Below are 21,905 nucleotides of genomic sequence, written 5' to 3' on the forward strand. Positions count from 1 at the left end.
CGTTTTTTCAGTGGGTTCTGCTCCACTCTTTCATTTTTTACTCATCACTTGATAATGAGCGATTTAGAAAACTAATTTTTCTTTAATTTTCTATATCAAAGCTATTTTAGATAGGAAGATGTAAGAAAAAAAATGTAATAAGATGAGAATTATCTGTCATAAGACACTAAAAACATGACATAAGATAATTCTTAAAAAAAACTCATTAAATAAACTTTCATTTATTTTTGAAAGTTTAAAAACTTTTACTTACATTTGTTTCATGGAATTCAAAGAAGCAAAAAATAAGTTTGTACAAACCTGGGGAGCATTAGGTTCTCAATGGGGAATTAATAAAACCATGGCGCAAATCCATGCTTTATTAATGGTCTCAAACGAAGCTGTTTCTATGGAAGACATTATGGACGAATTGCAAATTTCGCGCGGAAATGCCAGCATGAATCTTAGAGCTCTAATGGATTGGGGAATTGTCTATAAAGAATATAAGGCGGGAGAAAGAAGAGAGTTTTTTACTGCCGAAAAAGATCTTGACGAATTGGCTTCTAAAATTGCAAGAGAAAGAAGTAAAAGAGAAATTAAACCTGCTCTTAAAATTTTAAAAGAAGTTTCGACTATAGAAGCAAAAGATTCTGCTGAAGAAAAACACTTTGTAGATCAAACTACTAAATTGTATGACTTTGTTTTAAAAGCTGATAATATGTTAGATAAAATGACAGAATTCAATGAAAACTGGTTGGGACGTTTGGTTCTAAAAATCATGAAATAAAAAAATTTAATTAAAACTTTCATTTTTTTCTGAAAGTTTAAAACAATCAATAAACATGAAAACAATATTCAAAATAATCGAGATCATAAATATAGCGGCACTTATGTTTGTATTATTTGGCGGTTACGGTTTACCTTTTACTGGCGGTTTACAAGTTTTGGCAGCAATTTTATTTGTTTTAATCTTCCCAAAAAACAAATTAATTTATATCTATTTTGCTTTAGTAATTCTCTTTTTTTCGTTTTGGGATGGTGGCTTTGGCTGGCTATTCGTAATTCCTATTTATCTAATATTTTTCCTAACCATAATTATATACCATCAAAAAGCGAAATTATCAACTTCTTAAAAGCAGAATAAAAAAAATTAGCAGCAATTATTTCATCAAAATAAAATTCAATCAAAACTTTCCTTTTTTTATTACTGAAAGTTTAAAAATAACTAAATCATGACCTTTACAACCTTACATAAAATCAACAAAATATTTTACTTCACAACTCTCGGGCTTTACCTTTTGGTATACTTTGGAATGTTATTTCAAATCGTTTTAGGAATTGTACAAATAACGATAGGAATTATTTTGCTTACAAAAATGAAAGAACTCAGCAAAGAAAAAAAGAGAAAAATTCTACTTTATTGGCTTTTAGTTTTTACAGCTTTTATCTTAATTCTATGCAGTTATACGCTAGAAAATGTTTTAGGAAATTTTCTTATTATTTTTCTTTTTCCAATGTTAATAGCAACTTACTTTTATTTTCTAACAGCAAATATTACTTCTGATTCATTTCTAAATGCAGAATGGAGAAACTTAGCACTTTTCAATTATGAAGTTGATGCTAAAATTTTAGAAAAATATATTCCCGTTGGTACTGAAATAGATTTGTGGAACAACAAATGTTATGTAAGTCTGGTTGGTTTCATGTTTAAAAACACAAAAGTTTTGGGAGTAAAAATTCCGTTTCATGTAAATTTTGAAGAAGTCAATTTAAGGTTCTACGTAAAACGTTTTGAAAACGGAGAATGGAAACGTGGCGTAGTTTTCATCAAAGAAATTGTTCCAAAAAAAGCAATCACTTTTATTGCCAACACTTTATATCAGGAACATTATGAAACTCAGAAAATGAACCATAAAATTATTGAAGATGGTACCACACAAACTTTTGTTTATCAATGGAAAAACAAGGAACAGTGGAATACAATTGAGTTAGAAACGGAGAAAAAACCAACAGAAATTGAAGTAGATTCTGAAGCTGAATTCATAACAGAACATTATTTTGGTTATACCAAAATTGACGAAGAAAACACTTTTGAGTATGAAGTTCAACATCCGAGATGGGAACAATTTAAAGTTCTAAATCATAAAATTGATGTTGATTTTCTGGGAAATTATGGTAACGACTTTGAGTTTTTAGAAACTACTATTCCAACTTCAATTTTCCTTGCAAAAGGATCTGCAATTGAAGTAAAGAACAAATGCAAATTGGCAGAAATACAAATTCAAGAGAATCTTACCGCTACAATTAATAGTTATTAATTTATAAAACGCAAAAATCATGAATGCAGCTATACCAAATTGGTTAATAATTCTAAGTGGAATAGGCCAAATATTTACAGCTCTTATCTATCCATACATTCGTCATCAGGTTTTTGATTGGTATAATGATGTAAAACAACTTAAACCACTTAATCAGGAAATCGCAAAAACCTATGGAAGATACATTCAGGGATTAAACTTTTGTTTTGGATTAATCGCAATTCTATTTACAAACGAGTTAAAAGAACAATCAGCTTTAGCGGTTGCATTAACTGGATTAATTGCTTTGTATTGGGTTGGAAAAGTTGCGACTCAAATTGCTTATTATCCGATGTATCAAATTCCTCAAAAATTAATTTTCAAAGTAGGAAGTTACTTTATGAATACACTATTTGTATTGTTTGCAACCGTAAATTCAGCATTGTTTCTTTATAACTTAATTGGACATTATAAACTACTTTAATCATGAATCTCAACATCATTGGATATTTTATTTATCTCGGCATTACGATTTTCATCATTTTAAAAGTTGGAAAAATATGCTACAGAAACGGAAACATTTATGTTCTGGAATTGATTCCCAATCACGCTGATATCTGCCAGAAAATTAATCAGGTTTTGCTTTTAGCCTATTATCTTCTAAATATTGGTTATTGCGCGATGACTTTAATTTCCTGGCAAAAAATACAATCGTTCGCCAATCTTGTCGAAACTATCGGAATAAAAACGGCAATTATCATTTTTATCATTTCAATATTACATTACCTCAACATAATTATATTAACCAAGTACATTCAAAAATTAATCAAATAACACTTTAAATTTAAATATCATGGAAACTACAAAAATCTTAATTGGTTACGGAATCTATTTACCAATCGCTTTATTTCTTACATATTACGTTTCTAAAACGCTTTTCAAAAACGGAAAAATCTTTATGCTGGACATCTTCAAAGGACGAGAAGAAATTGCAGAAGCAACCAATAAACTTTTTGAAACGGGATTCTATCTTTTAAATATTGGCTTTGCCTTAATGATCTTAGAACTTCAGTTAAGCCAGGACAGCTATCAGCAATTAATTGAAAGATTAAGCTATAAAATTGGTGGATTTTCAATTTATCTTGGTATAATGTTATTCTTCAATTTATATTTCTTCTTCAGAGGAAAAAGAAAAGCTAAAGAAGCGCAACAAGAAGAAAGATTAGTTTTTAAAGCATAATTTACTTAAAAGTTTTGCCACGAATTGCACGAATTATCACGAATTAATATTTGAAGCAGATTTTACACATTTAAAAATTCGCGTAATTCGCGTAATTCGTGGCTAAAAAAAAACACAATGAAAAAACTCATAATCGCAGCCGGAACTGGTTTTCTAGGACAAGTTTTGGTCAATCATTTCAAAAATAAATTTGAAGAAATTGTAATTCTAACTCGAGGAAAATCTCAAACTATTGACGGAATTAAATATGTAAACTGGAATGCAAAGACTTTTTCGGGTTGGGAAAAGGAATTAGAAAACGCAACGGTTTTAATTAATCTCGCAGGAAAATCTGTTGATTGCCGTTATACCAAAGAAAACAAAAAAGAAATTCTATTATCCCGAATTGAAAGTACAAAGGTTTTAAACCAAGCCGTCTTAAACTGCAAAAATCCTCCAAAACATTGGCTGAATTCGTCAACTTCTACTATTTATCGTTTTTCTTTGGATAAAGAAATGGACGAAGTTAATGGCGAAATTGGAAATGATTTTTCTATAAACGTCGCGCTATCTTGGGAAAAAGCATTCTTTAAAACCGAAACTCCAAATACATTAAAAACTGCTTTAAGAACTTCAATTGTTCTTGGCAAAAAAGGCGGCGCTTTTATTCCGCTTAAAACTTTGGCAAAAATTGGTTTTGGAGGAAAACAAGGAAAAGGAAATCAGTTTGTAAGTTGGATTCATGAAGAAGATTTTGCAAATGCAATTGACTTTATCGTTCAAAAAGAAATAACCGGCGTTATAAATATTGTTTCTCCTAAACCTGTTTCTAATGTTGATTTCATGCAAAAACTCCGAAAAGCAATTGGTTTTCCTTTTGGTATTCCGATGAATACTTTCTTATTGAAAATTGGATCTTTTTTCATTCGAACAGAACCCGAATTGGTTTTGAAAAGCAGAAATGTGATTCCGAAACGACTTTTAGAAAATGGATTTAAATTTAAGTTTGGAAACATTGACGAGGCTTTTAAAAAATTATTAAATAAATGAATACGATTTTGATGTTAAGACATTGGATATTCACATTATTATGCGGACCAATTATTTTCGCTATAATAAATGGATTTACATCTAATTGGAGTGCAAACAATTTTTATGGCTTTTTTCAACTCTATCCATTTGCAATAATACTAGGATTGCTTTTTTCATTGCCAACTTATATTTTTTATATGTTGATTTTTCTCCTTTTTAAAAACATAAAAATGATTTATGAAAGAATAATTCTAGTCACAATTGTAATAATTGGCGTTTTTATAACAACAGCGCTCATCAATGGAATTGTGTGGTTTGACCTTGCCATATCTTATTCAATTTCATCGATTATAGCAGGAATATTTTTTACAATGTATTTTAAAAATGAAACCGAATCATGACAACTATTCACCTCACAACAAAAATAAAAGCACCAAAACAAATCGTCTTTGATGCTTCAAGAAATATTGATATTCATCAGCAATCTGCAAGTCCTTCAAAAGAAAAAGCAATTGCAGGCGTAAAATCAGGTTTGATCAATTTAAACGAAACGGTAACCTGGCGTGGCAAACATTTTGGTTTTTATCTCACTCATAAAAGCAGAATTACCGCAATGGATTTCTACGATTATTTTGTAGATGAAATGGAAAAAGGAAAATTCAAATCGTTCAAACACGAACATTTTTTTGAAGAAGAGAACGGCATCACAATTATGAAAGACAAATTGCAATATGAAACTCCGTGTGGAATCTTCGGGGAACTTTTTGACATTTTATTTTTAGAAAAACATCTTACCAACTTTCTTCTGGAACGAAATAAAGTTTTGAAAGAAGTATCAATGAATATCGCAATTTCCTGATTTGGGTTCTCTACTTAATAAACTCAACTGTGAATTTTGGATCCCAATAATAATAACCATATAACTCATGAGAATCGAATTTATCATTAAGAATATAAAGTGCAAAATACACAAAAACATCTTCTGTTCCTTCGTACCTTATTTTAGTACTATAGCAAGCTGAATTCTCTTCTTTAAAAACTGGAGGCAAATAATTATATGAATCTGGATTAGGATGTGCAGCTTTAATTTTGGTAAAATACTGTCCAAATGGTGTAAAGATTATGTTTCCACCTCCATGCTCAACTTTGTACATTAGCATTTTGGATTCCTCACAATTTTGTTGAATTGTGGTAGCCCTAAAATAAAAATCATCTGCAATTTTTGTTTTTAGACTTACATCTGCTGTTCCCTGCACTGAGATAATTTCTCTTGGATTATAAACAATCAAATGGTTGCCATTGTGATCTACTTTTTGAGCTTTATTAGGATCTGTATTTCGAGGATAATTTTTCTTAATATATTCAGCATTTATTACAAAAAGAACATCGATAGTTTCAGGACTAAATTTTAAATTTTCATTCATGATATATGTATTTTTATATATCAAAACTAGATTAAACATCAAAATTGCTTAAAAGAAATGCCACAAAAAGCAAGTTTCATGTCATAACACAAATAAAACAAGTCGTGAAATTTTGGAGGAAACAAATAAGGTTTTGAAAAGAGTTTCAGAAACAGATTTACTTTAGTTTAAAACTCAATCATTATCCTGATCGTCAAAAATAATAACTTCATCTAATGCATCCTGACTGTTTCTTTTATAAAACATTCTATACATTAAAAAGATAGAAAAAATATTAATTGTAAGATGTGCCATATAAATCCAGAAATTCATGGGAATCCAGATATTATAAATCAATGTGGCAAAAATAGCTATAACAACCAACATGAATTTCTGATAGAATCGGACAAGTGATCCATTTATAAAAGCCAATGCCAAAATCACCAATGCCACTAATCTGTTGAAAATACCAGCGAAAATAACGGAAAATCCACAAACAAAAATGGACATAAAAAGGTAAGATCCTATAATTAGCGGCCAAACAAAACCCAGGAAAAACATCCAGCAAAAAAAGAATATAATGAACTGTAAGTTCGTGAATTTGAATCCAAAAAAAGAAACTTGTTTTTCCATGTGGTATATTTATTTTCAAATATAGTTTTAATAATTATCAGAATAAAAGATATTATCTCAAAAGTTAAACTGAACTTAAATCGATTGAAGAAGGATTAAAAAGTCAGAAATTATCCCTATTTTCGAAAAATATATCCGAAATTATTAAAAATTAAAATTATGACAATAAAGACTAAAATTTTATCGATAGCATTTTTCGCCATTTCTTTTATCGGATTTTCACAAAGTAATTGTAAAGATCTTAAAGGCTGCGAAAGAAAATTATGTGAATTAAATATCAAACTAACTTCTGCTAAAAAAGCCGGCAATCAAAATCAAATAAAAGGAGTTGAAAATGCTATAGCTCAAACTAAAAAGAACTGTACCACAAAAACAGTTGCTACTGATCTTGACAAAAAAGTAAAAGAAAAACAACAAAAAGTTACGGAAAGAACTAACGATTTGAACAAAGCTATTAAGGATAACGAAAGCAAAGAAAAAATCGACAAGAAAAGAAAGAAATTAGACGAAGCTAAGGCTGACTTGAATAAAGCTTTGGCGGAACAAAAAACGAAATAGATTATTTAGTTTTTTCTCGCAGATTTTACAGATTTAACGGATTTTATAAATGAGTTAGATTCATTTCAATTGCCTCCAGCTTTAGCTAGAAGTTAAAATTCATTTCAAAGTGGGTTTAGCCAAAAACATCAGGTTTGGCTAAACCCACTAATTTTATATTTCATTCCTAGAGCTAAAGCTGGAGGAAATTCAAAATTAATAATTCTCTTTTGAAAACCTTATTTCTTATTTTTACGATTTGCGTGAGAAATAGAAGCGGATAGCCCGGGGCGAACACGCCCGAAGAATGAAGCTTATCTACAAAAAAACAATCATAAGCCACCAAAATATCGGAACACTTTCGACCCAGAAAGAAGTATAATATTTAGAGCGATTTGGGTTTGCAAAGGCAATAAAAAGCATCAAAGTGATTACCATTATTAAATTGATGAGAAGATCATGAAGATCAAATGTCAAAATTCCAACCACCCAAAACGGAACCATCAATGCAAAACCTAAGATTTTAGTTCGCTTAACGCCAATAGTCTGCGGAACGGTTTGTAAATGCGGGTCATCATTTGCTAAATCTATTATCTCGAAAACTAAAATCAAGACAAAAACCAACACAAAACGCTGAATACATTTTACAAAAAAATTGGGAGTAAAAGGAATTTCGGCATTTATTATAGGTAAAACCAGCGTTGCTCCTACCCAACAAATTGCTACAATGTAAATTTTTACGCCTGCCCAATTTCGGGCATTTCTTCTATTTGGAAAAAACGGAAGTGTATAAAGTGCCGTTATAGCAAATATTCCGACAGAGACAATTTGGGTAATTTGTTTTAAATGGAAAAAATAATAGCCAACTAAAACCAGTGAAATAAAACTCAAAACGGCAATAATTTTCAGCTGAATTCCTATTGTTTTTTTCTTTACGCGAACTAAAGCATCGTATTTAACAAAATTATACCCCACAATTGTTCCAAAAAAAACAAATAACGCCATTGGCTCATCATACTGAATATGAAACACATGAAACGTAATTCGCACGAGTGCGTAACACGATAAAGCCACATGAATACTGCTATTCAGGTAAAAATCTAATATCCGTTTTGATACTATCATACCTCAAATCTAATCAATTATTAACAAATCAACTCTTTAGTTGTAAATTTCATAAAAAATGAAGTTAAAAATGCCAATTAAATTATTAATAATACTTAATTTTGCGCGACAAAAAAACAACACTATTACAACTATATGAAAACAGATGCTTTTGCTTTAAGACACATTGGTCCAAGAGAAACAGATCTTCAACACATGTTACAAACCATTGGAGTTGAATCGATCGAACAACTTGTTTATGAAACCCTTCCAGATGACATTCGTTTAAAAGCACCTTTAAACTTAGATCCAGCGATGACTGAGTATGAGTTTTCAAACCATATTCTGCAATTAGGAAACAAAAATAAACTTTTTAAAACATATATTGGTCTAGGTTACAATCAGGCAATCGTTCCTGCTGTAATTCAACGTAATGTTTTTGAAAATCCAGGATGGTACACAGCTTATACCCCATATCAGGCTGAAATTGCACAAGGTCGTCTTGAAGCGATTTTAAATTTCCAAACTACTGTTATCGAGTTAACAGGAATGGAGATTGCAAATGCTTCTCTATTAGATGAAGGAACTGCTGCTGCAGAAGCTATGGCTTTGTTGCTTGACGTTCGTTCCCGCGATCAAAAGAAAAATAACGTAAATAAATTTTTCGTTTCTGAAGAAATTTTACCTCAAACACTTTCAGTTTTACAAACTCGTGCAACACCAATTGGCGTTGAATTAGTAATTGGAAACCATGAAACTTTTGACTTCTCTACAGAATTCTTCGGAGCTATTTTACAATACCCTGGAAAATATGGACAAGTTTACGATTATACTGCTTTTATTGAAAAAGCGGCTGCAAGCGAAATTAAAGTAGCAGTTGCGGCTGATATCTTAAGCTTAGCTAAATTAACCCCTCCGGGAGAAATGGGTGCTGCAGTTGTAGTTGGAACTACACAACGTTTCGGAATTCCGTTAGGTTACGGTGGTCCTCACGCTGCCTATTTTGCAACTAAAGAAGAATACAAACGAAGCATGCCAGGACGTATCATTGGTGTTACTATTGATACTAACGGAAACCGTGCTTTACGTATGGCTTTGCAAACTCGTGAACAACACATCAAACGTGATAAAGCGACTTCAAACATTTGTACGGCTCAGGTTTTATTATCTGTAATGGCTGGTATGTATGCGGTTTATCACGGGCCAAAAGGTTTACAATATATTGCTAATAAAGTTCATGCTGCGGCTGCAACTTTGGCAAATGAATTGAAAAACTTAGGTTTAGAGCAAGTTAACTCAGCTTTCTTTGACACTATCTTAGTTAAAGCTGATGCCAAAAAAGTAAAAGAGGTTGCAGAAGCAAACGAAGTAAACTTTTACTATGCTGACGAAAATACAATCTCAATTTCATTAAACGAAACTACTAGCGTTTCTGATGTAAATGACATTATCAATATTTTTGCTACAGCACTTTCTTTAAAAGCTACTACAGTTTCTGAATTGACAGAAACAAATCATTACCCAGAAACTTTAAACAGAACTTCTGCTTTCTTAGAGCATGATGTTTTCAACAAATACCATTCGGAAACAGCTTTGATGCGTTATATCAAAATGTTAGAACGTAAAGATTTAGCGTTAAATCACTCGATGATTTCGTTAGGTTCTTGTACAATGAAATTGAACGCTGCTGCAGAAATGCTTCCGTTAAGTAACCCAAACTGGAATAACATTCACCCATTTGCTCCGCTTGATCAGGCACAAGGATATCAGGAAATGTTGAAAAAATTAGAGCAGCAATTAAATGTAATTACTGGTTTTGCAGGAACGACTTTGCAACCTAACTCAGGTGCACAAGGAGAATATGCAGGACTTATGGTAATTCGTGCGTACCACCAATCTCGTGGAGACGATCATAGAAACATTGCTTTGATTCCTTCATCTGCGCACGGTACAAACCCGGCTTCTGCTGCTATGGCGGGAATGAAAGTTGTGGTTACTAAAACTCTTGAAAACGGAAATATCGACGTTGAAGATTTACGCGAAAAAGCAATTCTTCATAAAGATAACCTTTCCTGTTTGATGGTAACTTATCCATCTACTCACGGAGTTTTTGAAAGTGCTATTCAAGAAATTACAAAAATTATCCACGATAATGGTGGACAAGTTTATATGGATGGTGCAAACATGAACGCTCAGGTTGGATTAACAAATCCTGCTACAATTGGAGCTGACGTTTGTCACTTGAACTTACACAAAACATTCGCGATTCCTCACGGTGGTGGAGGTCCAGGTGTTGGTCCTATTTGCGTAGCGCCACAATTGGTTCCTTTCTTACCAGGAAATCCAGTTATTCCAACAGGAGGAGAAACTGCAATTACAGCTATTTCTGCCGCTCCTTGGGGATCTGCTTTAGTATGTTTAATTTCTTACGGATACATTTCGATGCTTGGTGCTGATGGATTAAAAAGCGCTACAGAGCATGCAATCCTTAATGCAAACTACATTAAAGAAAAATTAAACGGACACTACGATACTTTATATTCTGGAGAAATGGGTCGTGCAGCTCACGAAATGATCTTAGAATGTCGTCCTTTCAAACAAAAAGGAATCGAAGTAACGGATATCGCAAAACGTTTAATGGATTACGGTTTCCACGCGCCAACAGTTTCTTTCCCGGTTGCAGGAACTTTAATGATCGAACCTACTGAAAGTGAAAACTTAGAAGAATTAGATCGTTTTTGTGAGGCTATGATTTCTATCAGAAAAGAAATTGAAGCTGCTACAATCGAAGACAGTAACAACGTATTGAAAAATTCTCCTCATACTTTAGCAATGCTAACTTCTGAAACTTGGGAATTTCCATATACAAGAGAACAAGCTGCTTTCCCATTAGAATATATTGCCGAAAACAAATTCTGGCCTTCAGTTAGAAGAGCTGATGATGCTTTTGGAGATAGAAACCTAATCTGTAGCTGTGCTCCTATTGAAGCTTATATGGAAGAATAGTTTTTCCTAAAGATATATTTATACCCGACTGGTTTTAAAAACTCGTCGGGTATTTTTTTACCATAACCCCAAAAAATGTCAAAAAAAAATTTCTGGCACCATTGATTTCAAACGTTTGAAATCTCGGTAAAACCAAAAAATCATTAAAAAATTAACAATATATCCTGTAAATAATTATTATTTCATAATTATATGCGTGCATAGTATATTTTATGACAGTTATCATGATTTTATTTATACTTTAGCAATAAATTTACCGGATAATCGAGGAATAATGAAAATAAAAATAATAGGTATAGGAAGTTATATTCCAAATAAAGAAGTAAGCAATACTGACTTTGGCGATCATGTTTTTTTGAATGAAGACGGGACTCCTTTTGGTTACCCAAATGAAGTTGTAATAAAAAAATTTAAAGGTATTACCGGGATCGAAAATCGTCGTTATGCCGAAGACCAACATACCTCATCTGATTTAGCATATTTTGCAGCCGAAAGAGCTCTTGAAAACGCCAAAATAGATCGTGAAACTCTAGATTACATCATTTTTGCACATAATTTTGGTGACGTAAAAACAGGAACAAATCAATCTGATATTTTGCCAAGTTTAGCAACACGTGTTAAAAATAAACTAGACATCAAAAATCCTAAATGTGTTGCTTACGATATTCTTTTTGGATGTCCGGGCTGGATTGAAGGTGTTTTGCAGGCAAATGCATTCATTAAATCAGGAATGGCAAAACGCGTTATGGTAATTGGCGCCGAAACCTTATCAAGAGTTGTAGATCATCATGATCGTGATTCTATGATTTATTCTGATGGTGCAGGTGTTTCAATTCTTGAAGCTTCTGATGATGAAGCTGGTTTGTTATCTTACGAAAGTGCCACTTTTGCAAATGAAGAAGCCAACTTTTTATACTTCGGAAAATCATACAACCCAGATTTAGATCCAGACATTAAATACATTAAAATGTATGGACGTAAAATCTACGAATTTGCTTTAAGCCAGGTTCCATGTGCAATGAAAAGCTGTTTAGACAAAAGTGGAATTGCAATTGACGACGTAAAGAAAATCCTTATTCATCAGGCTAACGAAAAAATGGACGAGGCAATTATTGCCCGTTTCTACAAACTTTACGACAAAACTGCACCCGAAAATATTATGCCAATGAGTATTCACGATTTAGGAAACTCAAGCGTTGCAACTGTACCCACTCTTTATGATTTATTGATTCAGGGAAAACTTGAAAACCACGAAATCAATAAAGGAGATGTTGTAATTTTTGCTTCGGTTGGAGCGGGAATGAATGTTAATGCATTTGTCTATAGATATTAAATCGATCTAAATATTTTATTATAAACAAAACCCGTTTAGCTTTAATTGGCTAAACGGGTTTTCTTATAAACAGTATCAAGTTATGCTATCAAATTGATGTTCTTACATTATTAATTTTCATCAATAAAACAAAACATCAATAGCGAAGAGTAGCGACACTATACTTAATATACATATCACTATTCCAATAAAAGTTAACTTATTTGGTATTTTTCCAAAAATATCGTCCTCATTTTTTTTCATCATTCTCCTAGTTCTAACTGATTCTGAATCAACTCAAAATATTTTCCTTTATTTTTTATTAATTCATTGTGATTTCCTATTTCAATAATTTCTCCATTATCTAATACCACTATTTGATCGGCATTTTTTACTGTAGATAATCTATGAGCCACTACAATCATTGTTTTATTTTTAAAAAACCTATCGATATTTTCAACAATAATTCTTTCATTTTTTGCATCTAATGAATTTGTGGCTTCATCAAAAAACAAATAATCCGGATTTTTATAAATAGCTCTTGCGATTAATATTCGCTGACGTTGTCCATGACTTATACCAATGCCTTCTGTGCCAATGAGCGTATTTAATTTAAGTGGTAATTTTTCTATAAAATCACCAATATTTGAAAGTTTAACTGCGTTGAGCAATTTTTCTTGATTTGCATTTTCTTCTAAGGAAATATTATATGAAATAGTATCTGAAAACACAAAACTATCCTGTAAGATTACGCCACATTTATTCCTCCATAATTTATTGTCAATTTCCTCTAAAGCAGTTTCGTTTAAAAGTAAATTACCTTCTTGTGGTTTATAAAATTTAAGGAGCAGTTTTAAAAGTGTAGTCTTTCCGCTGCCACTTACGCCAACAATTGCTGTGGTTTTTCCTTGTGGAATTTTTAGCGTTATGTTTTTTAAAATATAATTGGAGTTATCATAAGAAAAACCCAGATTTTCTATATTGATATCTTGTATTTCATTTAATTCTAAAACTCGGCTTTTATTCTCTTCATCTGGTTTATTATGAATCTCATTTAATCTTTCAAAACTTACTTTTACCAATTGATACTGCATCACAAAATTTATCAATTGACTAATAGGAACGTTTAATCCGCCTATTATATACATAATTGCCAACATACTACCAATAGTCAGAGTTCCGTTCATTACAGCAATTGCAGAAACAAATACGACTAATATGTTTTGAAGAAAACTGATAAACCTATAACTCTCGTATCGCTGATTAATTTTAAGTTTATCAATATTATTTAAATAGATATTTGTTTGTATTTTCTGCCATTCATTACGTTTGCTTTCTTCCAAATTATTTAATTTGATTTCATGCATTGAATTAATTAGCTCGTAAATCTTATTTTGATCTTTAGCGTCTAATGAAAAGGTTTTTTTGTCTAAAATTTTAATTTTCTTTAAAAAACTAAATATCCATAATAGCTCTAATGTGGTACAAATACAGATAATTAGAAAAATATTTAAATTAAAATATAGTAATACGAAGGAATAAATTATGATGGTAAAAATGGAAAAAACAGTTTGAATAAGGTCTTTTGACAAAAAACCTTCAATCCTTTTGTGATCATTAATTCGTTGCGTTAAATCTCCAATATTTTTGCTATTGAAAAATTTAAGCGGCAACTTCATTAATTTAATAAGGAAATCAGAAATTATAGATAAACTTATCCTGCTGCTAATATGAATAAACAGCCATGATCGATAAAATTCTAAACTGACTCTACTAATAAATAAGGTAATTTGAGCGAATAAAATTAAATAAATAAAAGAGATGTTTTTTTGACCTACACCTTTATCTATAATTTTTTGGGTGAAAAACGGAAAAACAAGCTCAATACAAGAAGACACAAGTAGTGTAAGAGCAATTAAGAACAATTGTCTTTTATGTTTCTTTAAATATTGGGTTACATACTGTAAATTGCCTCGTGTTTGTTTTCCGGAATTGCTTGTATTTTCATTATTATCTGTAGACTCCAGTAATAGGGCCACACCTTCTTCTTGATTTTGTGACCAGCCTTTTATGAATTCATCCTTTGTATAAATAGCTTTACCAAATTCAGGATCTGCAACATGAACTTTATCATCAGTAATGTTATATACTACTATAAAATGATTTTGATTCCAATATGCGATAAAAGGAACAGGAGCATTATTCACCAAAGAATTATAATCTGTTTTGGCAATCAAAGTACTAAAACCCAAAGACGATGCAAAAAGTTCTAGCTTACTTAGTGATATTCCATTGTATTGAAGATCATCACTATAATTTTCATCATTATATGCTTTACCATAATAATCACTAATCATTCGCATACAAGCGAATCCACAATCTGTACTTGAGAGTTGATAATAAAAGGGAAATCTTTTTAAGCGAAACCATTTTTTATTAAACATAATTCTGTAAATGTTTTTTCATTTAAAATTTCTTTATAAGGATTAAGATCAAGAAGCAAGAAACCTTTACTGATTAATTTTAATCTATCCGCTCTATAAGTTTCAGATATTGAATGCCCATACTTTTCCCAAAAATTATACAAACCGTACCAAACATAAATTGCCTGAACAAGATTTCTTATTGTTATAAAATTATTTGACCAGGGAGAAACTACGGTTCTTCCTATTTCATTAGATAATTCTCTACCAGGCTGCCAAACATTAAGCTCATCAATCATATATAATAATCCATGAATTGCTTCATGAACTAATGCATCTACAATCACACTTTCTTCGACAGTATGCCCATTGCAAATAACAATTCGTCCAATAAAACCGCCATCTGATCCGGATGTAAAAAGGGTTTCTTTTGCAGGAATTTTTCTTAATAGTATTGTGTAGATATTTTTTCGAATCAAACATTTTACAATGGGATCAAAACGATCATATATCTCACTTAAATTATCGGTTAATTCTTCCGCTTCAGAATAATCATATGTTGTCGATAACCATTCTTTAGGCATATGTTCTTCATCAATTCTATTATATACACTGAAACAATCGACAGGAATTTTTGTATCTGACAAATATGGGGTTGAAAAAGTATCAAAATTATCATCTCCAGCATGGCTGATAAAGAACGATCCGTCTAACGCCCAAGAACTATCAGAATACTCTGCGTAGTCAAATTTCTTCTTTAACTTTGCAGCTTCCATCTCCATCGCATAAGCAAAAAACACTTTTAATTGGTCAAGCTCGTAATCATTTTTCCATAACAGCTTATTTATAACCTCAGGAGTTTGTAATAAATGTTTTTTCTGTTTAGCATTTAGCTTACTATACTCTTCTTCTAAATTATTTTCTTTAATAAATTTAGAAAAAAGATCTTTTACAAAATGATTAAATTTATTTTCTACAGTTGTAAAAATATCACAACTTTCATCTGAAAATAGTAACGCATGACGTGCAAGAGATATATTTAGTGATTGATCTTCCATATTAATTAGCTTGTACTTTCTGTTTAGCTTATACTTTCTGTTTCTTTTCCGTAATCTAATTTTGTAATCATAGTATCTCGTATGACTTCCTCAGGTAAATTTGACACAATACTGTTTTGTATATGAACGATTAATTTCATAAGGTTGGAGCAGTAAATACTAGGATTGTCAAAACTTTTATCATGAGAATAACGGTGAGGTAAATATCCTCCACCACATATTTCCTTAACATTGCATTTTTCACATTTAGGAGACAAATTCTTATGACTCAACTGATATGTCTTTGCCAAAGGAGTTTGTAAAGCGTCATCAAAGCTTGTAACTTTTACATTTGAATTTCCTTTTGTAAAGCCGTCTCCACATATTTTTAAAACATCCAATGATTCTATATCTCCGTTTGTTTCGATTACAAGAACATCAGTATTTTTATTACCCATACTATCCGCTGATACATCATAACCTAAAACACTTAGCATTATTCTTTCGAAATAGCCAATTTTCAAATTATTTGTAGTATCGTTGAACCATAAATCAAAGATTTTTATCATCCAATCGGCATGCAGAGTTGTATTGTTCTGTAAATCTAATGCCAATTTTTCAGGTATATTCTCATAGTTCCCATCTGATAATAAAATATCAACAGAAGATATATTTAGAGAGAGATACATATCATAAAGCATTTCCGGCTCAATATCTATATTAATAACCGAAAGTACTCCTACCGGTACATTTGAATGTTCATTGGCAAGTTTAATTCCTTTAACGATATCATGATAAGATCCTTTTCCGGAATGATATATGCGATACATATCATTGTATAATTCGGGACCGTCAATACTGATTCCAATAGAAATTCTTAATCTATTAAATAACTCACACCATTCTTCCGTAAGAAGAACACCGTTAGTTTGCATAGTAAATCTCAACTTAATATCAGTGTCTTCAAGGATTTGTTTTGATGTTGCAACTAGGTTTTCGTAAAAACTTTTTGGTGCCAACAACGGTTCTCCCCCATGAATTATAAAGGTAAAACTTTTAATATCATGTTCTAAACAATGCTCTTTTATTCTGTATATAAGAGATTCAACAACCTCAGAACTCATAACTTTTGGCTGAGTCAGATATGTTTTATCTCCTTGATTGTAAACATAGCAATATGTACAATTCAAATTACATCTACTTGCAACTTTTACTACTGCAAAACGACATTTTAGATTATCAGTATTTTTTGGCATATTTTTTTTATTTGGGAAGGAGGGAGTTAACCTAAATTAACTCCCTCCAAAGAATTAATTTTCTACTGATCTTTCCCAAGTAGATCTAGAGAATGAAGGCACGGATTTCGCTCCTGATAAATCCACGATATCTTTTAATCTGTTATTTTGAAATAACGATAAAGATTTAGTAAGTACTTCTTGGTCTTTTTTTGAAAATTTTGTCTTTTTCATGATAAAAATTGTTTAATGGTTTTAGTTAATCAAAGTTTTAACACATTAGATCCGAGTTGGTGTATCCTTGCAAGTATATTTTTGACATTTTTCTTTTGCACAACCTGGCACAAACTACTTCATGTTTAAATTGATCGTATTAATTGGTTCTCTTCTTCTCTTCCTCATTGCTTAATTTTTTCTTTTGAGCTTTTATTGATTTTCCAAAATTCCAAACCAGCGATACTCTGACTTTTTGCGAGTCGCGATAATCATAATTTTCCTGTCTTATACCATTCACGGATTGAGTAAAGGTTTTCTTTTGAGTTCTAAATACATCCAAAAAATTGACAGATGTCTGAAGCTTATTTTTAAGAAATAAAAATGTGAAGCCCATATCAAAATAATAAAAACCAGATATTCTATAACTTCCCGCAATTGAAGGGGATTTACCGGTAAAGTTCAATTCTGACTTAATGGTTTTAGCTTTGTTTAAAGTAAAAACATTCGTCGAATTAAAAGAATAAGTCCAACTATCAATATTAGGAAGGACATTTGTAATATCTGAAGTCGTTTGGGAATAGTAAACATTTAATTGATTATTGCTTTCCCACCACTTCCATTTATTAAAAGTGTAACTCTCGACCCATCCAATACTTTTTTCTGTAAAAAAATTAATAGGTCTTACAATTTGAGTAATGGAACCTGCCGAAACAAAAGCTACCTCATCAAAACCATTTTTTAAATAATAAGCATAAACAGAACTATAAAGATTTTTATAGGTATGCGACAATTCAATATTATCCGTAAAATAAGGTTGTAAAAAAGGGTTTCCCTCTGTATAATTAAATGAGGAAGTATAGAATCTAAATGGATTTAACTTTGAAAAAGCCGGTCTGTCGATCCTTCTATTATAATTAAACCCGAAAGTGCTGTTTTCAGACAATTTGTATGTTAAATATAAAGTAGGAAAAAGTTTTAAATACTTATTTACGTTTGTCTGGTTAAGTGTTTCAGAGAAACCTTTTGTTTGTGTATTTTCTGCCCTTAAACCCAACTGTAAGTCCCATTTTTTTGACAAGGTTTTACTTCCAGACACATAAAGAGCTTGAGTGTTCTCATTATAATCAAAAATATTACTTTTTGAAGGCTCAAAAGTTGGAAATAAATTTGTTGTGTTATAATAGGAAACAGTACTGCTATTATCAATAAAAGAAACTTTTCCTCCCAAAGAAAGATTTACCCATTTCAACGGCAACTCATAATCAACTTTGGCAGAGTAGATATCAATATCCTGATTACTCAGGTTGTTTGCAGATGTATATCTGTTAGGAACATCAGCACCATCAGGTAAAAAAGTATTGGTACTAAAGTTATTATTCAAATGAGAAGAGTAATTAAAATAATCTACATCAACAGAGACTTGCCTGCCAGTACTATCGATCTTTGTTATTACATGAAAGTTTAGCGAATGTGTTTTTCTATCTATTTCCAGACGAGAAGGAGTAACAATCAAAGAATCCAAAACAAAATTATTGTTTGTAATACTTGAAGTATTTAATCCCTTACGAATAGGTTTATTTGAAGCTCCCGAATATTGTAATCCCATAGTTGTCTTTGAATTGATTTGGTAATCTAAAGTAGCTCCACCACTTAAATTATTTTGAAAACTTCTAACCTTGTTGGTTTCAAACCAAGTATATTTGGGATAATATATTGTATACTCCTGATATGGTGCAGTACTTCCGTTATTATAATTAATATTTGACGTAACTGTCAATTTATCCTTTTGATAATTTAACCCGCCACCCAACGTCCCTAAGGGATACTTAGCCTGTGAATACGATGTTTTTAAATTACCGCTTATACTATTTTTTTTTGCCTTCTTCAATTTTATATTTACAATTCCACTATTTCCTTCAGCATCATATTTTGCAGGCGGATTAGAAATTACTTCAATACTTTTGATGTTTCCCGAAGGAATTCCTTTAAGAAAACTTATCAAATCATCTCCTGAAAGCTTTATCAGCTTATCATCAATCATTACTGACATTCCGCTTTTACCAATCATAGAGATTTGATCCTCTTCTATTCTTATCCCCGGAGTCACTTTTAAAGCATCTGTTGCATCACCTCCAATAGCCGAGATAGAATTTTCGACATTAAAAACCAATCTGTCAACCTTTCTTTCTATAAGTTTCTTTTTAGAGAGAACGGTTACTTCCTGAAGTTGCTGCTGATTTTCGAATATTCTAATTACTCCCATATTTAAATCCTGATCTGCCTTTACTTTTTGTTTTTGCAACATTTTTCCAAATCCCTTTATCAGTATTAGATATTCTCCTTTATCAATTGTAGTTTTAAAATCTCCGTTTGCATCTGTCAACTCACTCTTTACAATGACAGAATCTTTATCTTGAAATTGAATTTCTACTAATTCTATTGGCTTATCGTTTTGATTTCTAATCTGCCCACTTATTTTTAGTTGTGAGAAAATCTCATTCGGAAAAAAAATAATTAAAAAAAGTACTATTAAATATACTTTACCCATTTTTATCATACTTTTATAAATAATTGAAAAAACTTGCCAACGTCTATAAAAGTTTAAATAATCTAATTTTACTTACTTTCATTATAATGCCAATTAGTTACGTAAAACATACGTATTATCTTAATCTTACTATATTATTTATAGTTTTTAACTTACTTTTAAACAAATTAACAGAATTTTATCTTACAAAAAATAAGTGAGATTGTTAATTTTATGTTAATTTTAAACAATCTCAACGTGGGCTTGATATCAGACCTTTAAAAATTTAGCAAATAATTTTTTATAGCTGAATTATTAGTGGACAAATTTGAAATAACAAATTATTTAAGAAGCAGAATCTTTATATTTGCAAACTCAAAAATAATTTAATGGTTAAAAACCAATCGCATGTACGAAAAAACGTTTCCGAATAAAAGATTTAAACTTACCCTGGAGTTTTTGCAAAAACACGTTAAAACATCAGAAACCATTTTTGACTTTGGTGTTCCAAATCCGTTCTCTAAAATAATGGAAGAAAATGGTTATACCGTAAAAAACACAAAAGGTGAAGATTTAGACAACGATCAAACTGCTTTACAAACAGAAGAATATACTGTTTTTACTGCATTTGAAATTTTCGAACATTTATTAAATCCGTACACAATTCTGGAAAATGTAAAATGTGATAAATTGTTAATTTCAATTCCGTTACGTCTATGGTTTTCTCCAGCATATCGCTCTAAAACAGATATGTGGGACAGACATTACCATGAATTTGAAGATTGGCAACTGGACTGGCTTCTAGAAAAAACAGGCTGGAAAATAACCGATCGCCAAAAATTCACACATCCGGTAAAAAAAATCGGTTTCAGACCACTACTAAGATATTTCACTCCAAGATATTATATTGTTGTTGCAGAAAAAGTGAAAGCATAAACAAATTCCAATATTTAAATTCCAAATTCCAATTTAAACCACTAATAGGTAAAAGTTAGGATTTGGAATTTAAAAAAATTGGGATTTAATTTAAAATTTATGAGATATTACATCGTTATTCCCGCGCACAACGAGCAAGATCTAATTGGCTTGACTTTACAATCTTTGGTTTCTCAAACTGTTTTACCTTCAAAAGTTGTTGTTGTAAATGACAATTCAACAGACAAAACAGAAGAAATTGTTTTAGGTTTTGCAAAGGAAAATCCGTTTATTTCTGTTGTAAACAAAACTTCTGATGCGATACATATGCCGGGAAGTAAAGTGATTCAGGCTTTTCAGAAAGGTTATGAAACTTTGGATTCGGAATATGATATTATTGTAAAAATAGACGGTGATTTAATTTTTCCTTCAAACTATTTCGAAACTATTATCAATCACTTTCAATCGGATCCAAAAATTGGAATGGTCGGCGGATTTTGTTATATCGAAAAAAATGGAGATTGGATTTTAGAAAATCTAACCGATAAAGACCATATTCGTGGTGCATTGAAAGCGTATCGTGCAGCAACTTTCCAGCAAATTGGAGGTTTAAAACCAGCAATGGGTTGGGATACGGTAGACGAATTACTTTGTAAATACTATGATTGGAAAATCGTTACAGATTCTTCTTTACACGTAAAACATCTAAAACCAACTGGTGCTAATTACAATAAAACAGCACGTTATAAACAAGGTGAAGCTTTTTATACCTTAGGATACGGGTTTTGGATTACTGCAATTGCATCGGCAAAATTGGCAATGATGAAGAAAAAACCTCTACTATTTTTTGATTATATTAAAGGGTTTTGGAAAGCCAAAAAAGCAAAAACTCCTTTATTAGTTACCCCTGAACAAGCTAAATTTATTAGAAATTATCGTTTTGAAAAAATGAAACAAAAGTTAATTTGATTCGGAAAACTACCGAAAAACTTTAACTCATAACCCAAAACTCATAACTTCTTTTTACCTT

Annotated in this window: 21 protein-coding genes; 13 read left to right on the plus strand and 8 right to left on the minus strand. The window is 31.1% G+C overall.

Annotated features, from left to right (window positions below):
• Positions 1-262 precede the first annotated feature (262 nt).
• From CHB81_RS11225 to CHB81_RS11265, 8 genes are all read left to right on the plus strand, one after another.
• Positions 263-766 (plus strand): GbsR/MarR family transcriptional regulator, encoded by a 504-nt coding sequence (locus CHB81_RS11225; RefSeq protein ID WP_089351967.1) that lies wholly within the window; start codon positions 263-265, stop codon positions 764-766.
• Between the two features lie 55 nt (positions 767-821).
• On the plus strand, positions 822-1,112 hold the full coding sequence (locus tag CHB81_RS11230) for a hypothetical protein (RefSeq protein WP_089351968.1): 291 nt from the start codon (positions 822-824) through the stop codon (positions 1,110-1,112).
• A gap of 99 nt (positions 1,113-1,211) precedes the next feature.
• Positions 1,212-2,297, plus strand: coding sequence for a YqjF family protein (locus CHB81_RS11235; RefSeq protein WP_369597376.1), 1,086 nt, complete (start codon positions 1,212-1,214; stop codon positions 2,295-2,297).
• A 19-nt stretch (positions 2,298-2,316) separates the two neighbouring features.
• Complete coding sequence (locus CHB81_RS11240; RefSeq protein ID WP_089351969.1) at positions 2,317-2,760, plus strand: hypothetical protein; 444 nt, start codon at positions 2,317-2,319, stop codon at positions 2,758-2,760.
• Between the two features lie 2 nt (positions 2,761-2,762).
• Positions 2,763-3,110, plus strand: coding sequence for a hypothetical protein (locus CHB81_RS11245; protein ID WP_089351970.1), 348 nt, complete (start codon positions 2,763-2,765; stop codon positions 3,108-3,110).
• 19 nt (positions 3,111-3,129) lie between these two features.
• Positions 3,130-3,516 carry a hypothetical protein gene (locus tag CHB81_RS11250; protein WP_089351971.1) on the plus strand — a complete coding sequence of 129 codons (387 nt, stop codon included), beginning with the start codon at positions 3,130-3,132 and terminating at the stop codon, positions 3,514-3,516.
• 117 nt (positions 3,517-3,633) lie between these two features.
• Positions 3,634-4,545, plus strand: coding sequence for a TIGR01777 family oxidoreductase (locus CHB81_RS11255; protein WP_089351972.1), 912 nt, complete (start codon positions 3,634-3,636; stop codon positions 4,543-4,545).
• A gap of 379 nt (positions 4,546-4,924) precedes the next feature.
• On the plus strand, positions 4,925-5,386 hold the full coding sequence (locus tag CHB81_RS11265) for an SRPBCC family protein (protein ID WP_089351974.1): 462 nt from the start codon (positions 4,925-4,927) through the stop codon (positions 5,384-5,386).
• Positions 5,387-5,396: 10 nt separating this feature from the next.
• On the opposite strand, the gene CHB81_RS11270 is transcribed toward CHB81_RS11265, so the two are convergent.
• Together CHB81_RS11270 and CHB81_RS11275 are read right to left on the minus strand one after the other, a co-directional pair.
• Positions 5,397-5,951, minus strand: a complete 555-nt coding sequence (locus CHB81_RS11270; protein WP_176427520.1) for an AidA/PixA family protein — start codon at positions 5,949-5,951, stop codon at positions 5,397-5,399.
• A 174-nt stretch (positions 5,952-6,125) separates the two neighbouring features.
• Positions 6,126-6,440: a hypothetical protein gene (locus CHB81_RS11275; RefSeq protein ID WP_217899726.1), complete on the minus strand. Its 315-nt coding sequence runs from the start codon at positions 6,438-6,440 to the stop codon at positions 6,126-6,128.
• A 282-nt stretch (positions 6,441-6,722) separates the two neighbouring features.
• Between CHB81_RS11275 and CHB81_RS11280 the strand changes: the two genes are divergently transcribed.
• Entirely contained in the window at positions 6,723-7,121 is a 399-nt protein-coding gene (locus tag CHB81_RS11280; RefSeq protein WP_089351977.1) for a DUF1090 family protein, read from the plus strand.
• 297 nt (positions 7,122-7,418) lie between these two features.
• Here CHB81_RS11280 and CHB81_RS11285 read toward each other — a convergent pair whose 3' ends face one another.
• On the minus strand, positions 7,419-8,225 hold the full coding sequence (locus CHB81_RS11285) for a hypothetical protein (protein WP_089351978.1): 807 nt from the start codon (positions 8,223-8,225) through the stop codon (positions 7,419-7,421).
• Between the two features lie 135 nt (positions 8,226-8,360).
• Here CHB81_RS11285 and gcvP point away from each other — a divergent pair, with 135 nt between their 5' ends.
• A complete protein-coding gene (gene gcvP / locus CHB81_RS11290) occupies positions 8,361-11,210 on the plus strand; it encodes an aminomethyl-transferring glycine dehydrogenase (RefSeq protein ID WP_089351979.1) in 2,850 nt (949 codons plus the stop codon).
• Between the two features lie 274 nt (positions 11,211-11,484).
• On the plus strand, positions 11,485-12,543 hold the full coding sequence (locus tag CHB81_RS11295; protein ID WP_089351980.1) for a 3-oxoacyl-ACP synthase III family protein: 1,059 nt from the start codon (positions 11,485-11,487) through the stop codon (positions 12,541-12,543).
• A gap of 242 nt (positions 12,544-12,785) precedes the next feature.
• Here CHB81_RS11295 and CHB81_RS11300 read toward each other — a convergent pair whose 3' ends face one another.
• The 5 genes from CHB81_RS11300 to CHB81_RS11315 form a co-directional block, all read right to left on the minus strand.
• Positions 12,786-14,966 carry a peptidase domain-containing ABC transporter gene (locus tag CHB81_RS11300; protein WP_089351981.1) on the minus strand — a complete coding sequence of 727 codons (2,181 nt, stop codon included), beginning with the start codon at positions 14,964-14,966 and terminating at the stop codon, positions 12,786-12,788.
• On the minus strand, positions 14,939-16,003 hold the full coding sequence (locus tag CHB81_RS11305; RefSeq protein ID WP_089351982.1) for a hypothetical protein: 1,065 nt from the start codon (positions 16,001-16,003) through the stop codon (positions 14,939-14,941). The genes CHB81_RS11300 and CHB81_RS11305 overlap by 28 nt, the downstream gene beginning before the upstream one ends.
• A gap of 23 nt (positions 16,004-16,026) precedes the next feature.
• Positions 16,027-17,238: a radical SAM protein gene (locus tag CHB81_RS11310; protein WP_089351983.1), complete on the minus strand. Its 1,212-nt coding sequence runs from the start codon at positions 17,236-17,238 to the stop codon at positions 16,027-16,029.
• Between the two features lie 54 nt (positions 17,239-17,292).
• Positions 17,293-17,451: a hypothetical protein gene (locus tag CHB81_RS26850; protein WP_158283870.1), complete on the minus strand. Its 159-nt coding sequence runs from the start codon at positions 17,449-17,451 to the stop codon at positions 17,293-17,295.
• Positions 17,452-17,590: 139 nt separating this feature from the next.
• Positions 17,591-19,981 (minus strand): outer membrane beta-barrel family protein, encoded by a 2,391-nt coding sequence (locus tag CHB81_RS11315; protein WP_176427521.1) that lies wholly within the window; start codon positions 19,979-19,981, stop codon positions 17,591-17,593.
• Positions 19,982-20,368: 387 nt separating this feature from the next.
• On the opposite strand from CHB81_RS11315, the gene CHB81_RS11320 reads away from it, so the two are divergent.
• Both CHB81_RS11320 and CHB81_RS11325 read left to right on the plus strand, forming a co-directional pair.
• Entirely contained in the window at positions 20,369-20,896 is a 528-nt protein-coding gene (locus CHB81_RS11320; protein WP_089351985.1) for a methyltransferase, read from the plus strand.
• 99 nt (positions 20,897-20,995) lie between these two features.
• Positions 20,996-21,844, plus strand: coding sequence for a glycosyltransferase family 2 protein (locus tag CHB81_RS11325; RefSeq protein WP_089351986.1), 849 nt, complete (start codon positions 20,996-20,998; stop codon positions 21,842-21,844).
• Positions 21,845-21,905 lie beyond the last annotated feature (61 nt).

The organism is Flavobacterium sp. ov086, assembly GCF_900187965.1.
Classification (GTDB): Bacteria; Bacteroidota; Bacteroidia; order Flavobacteriales; family Flavobacteriaceae; genus Flavobacterium.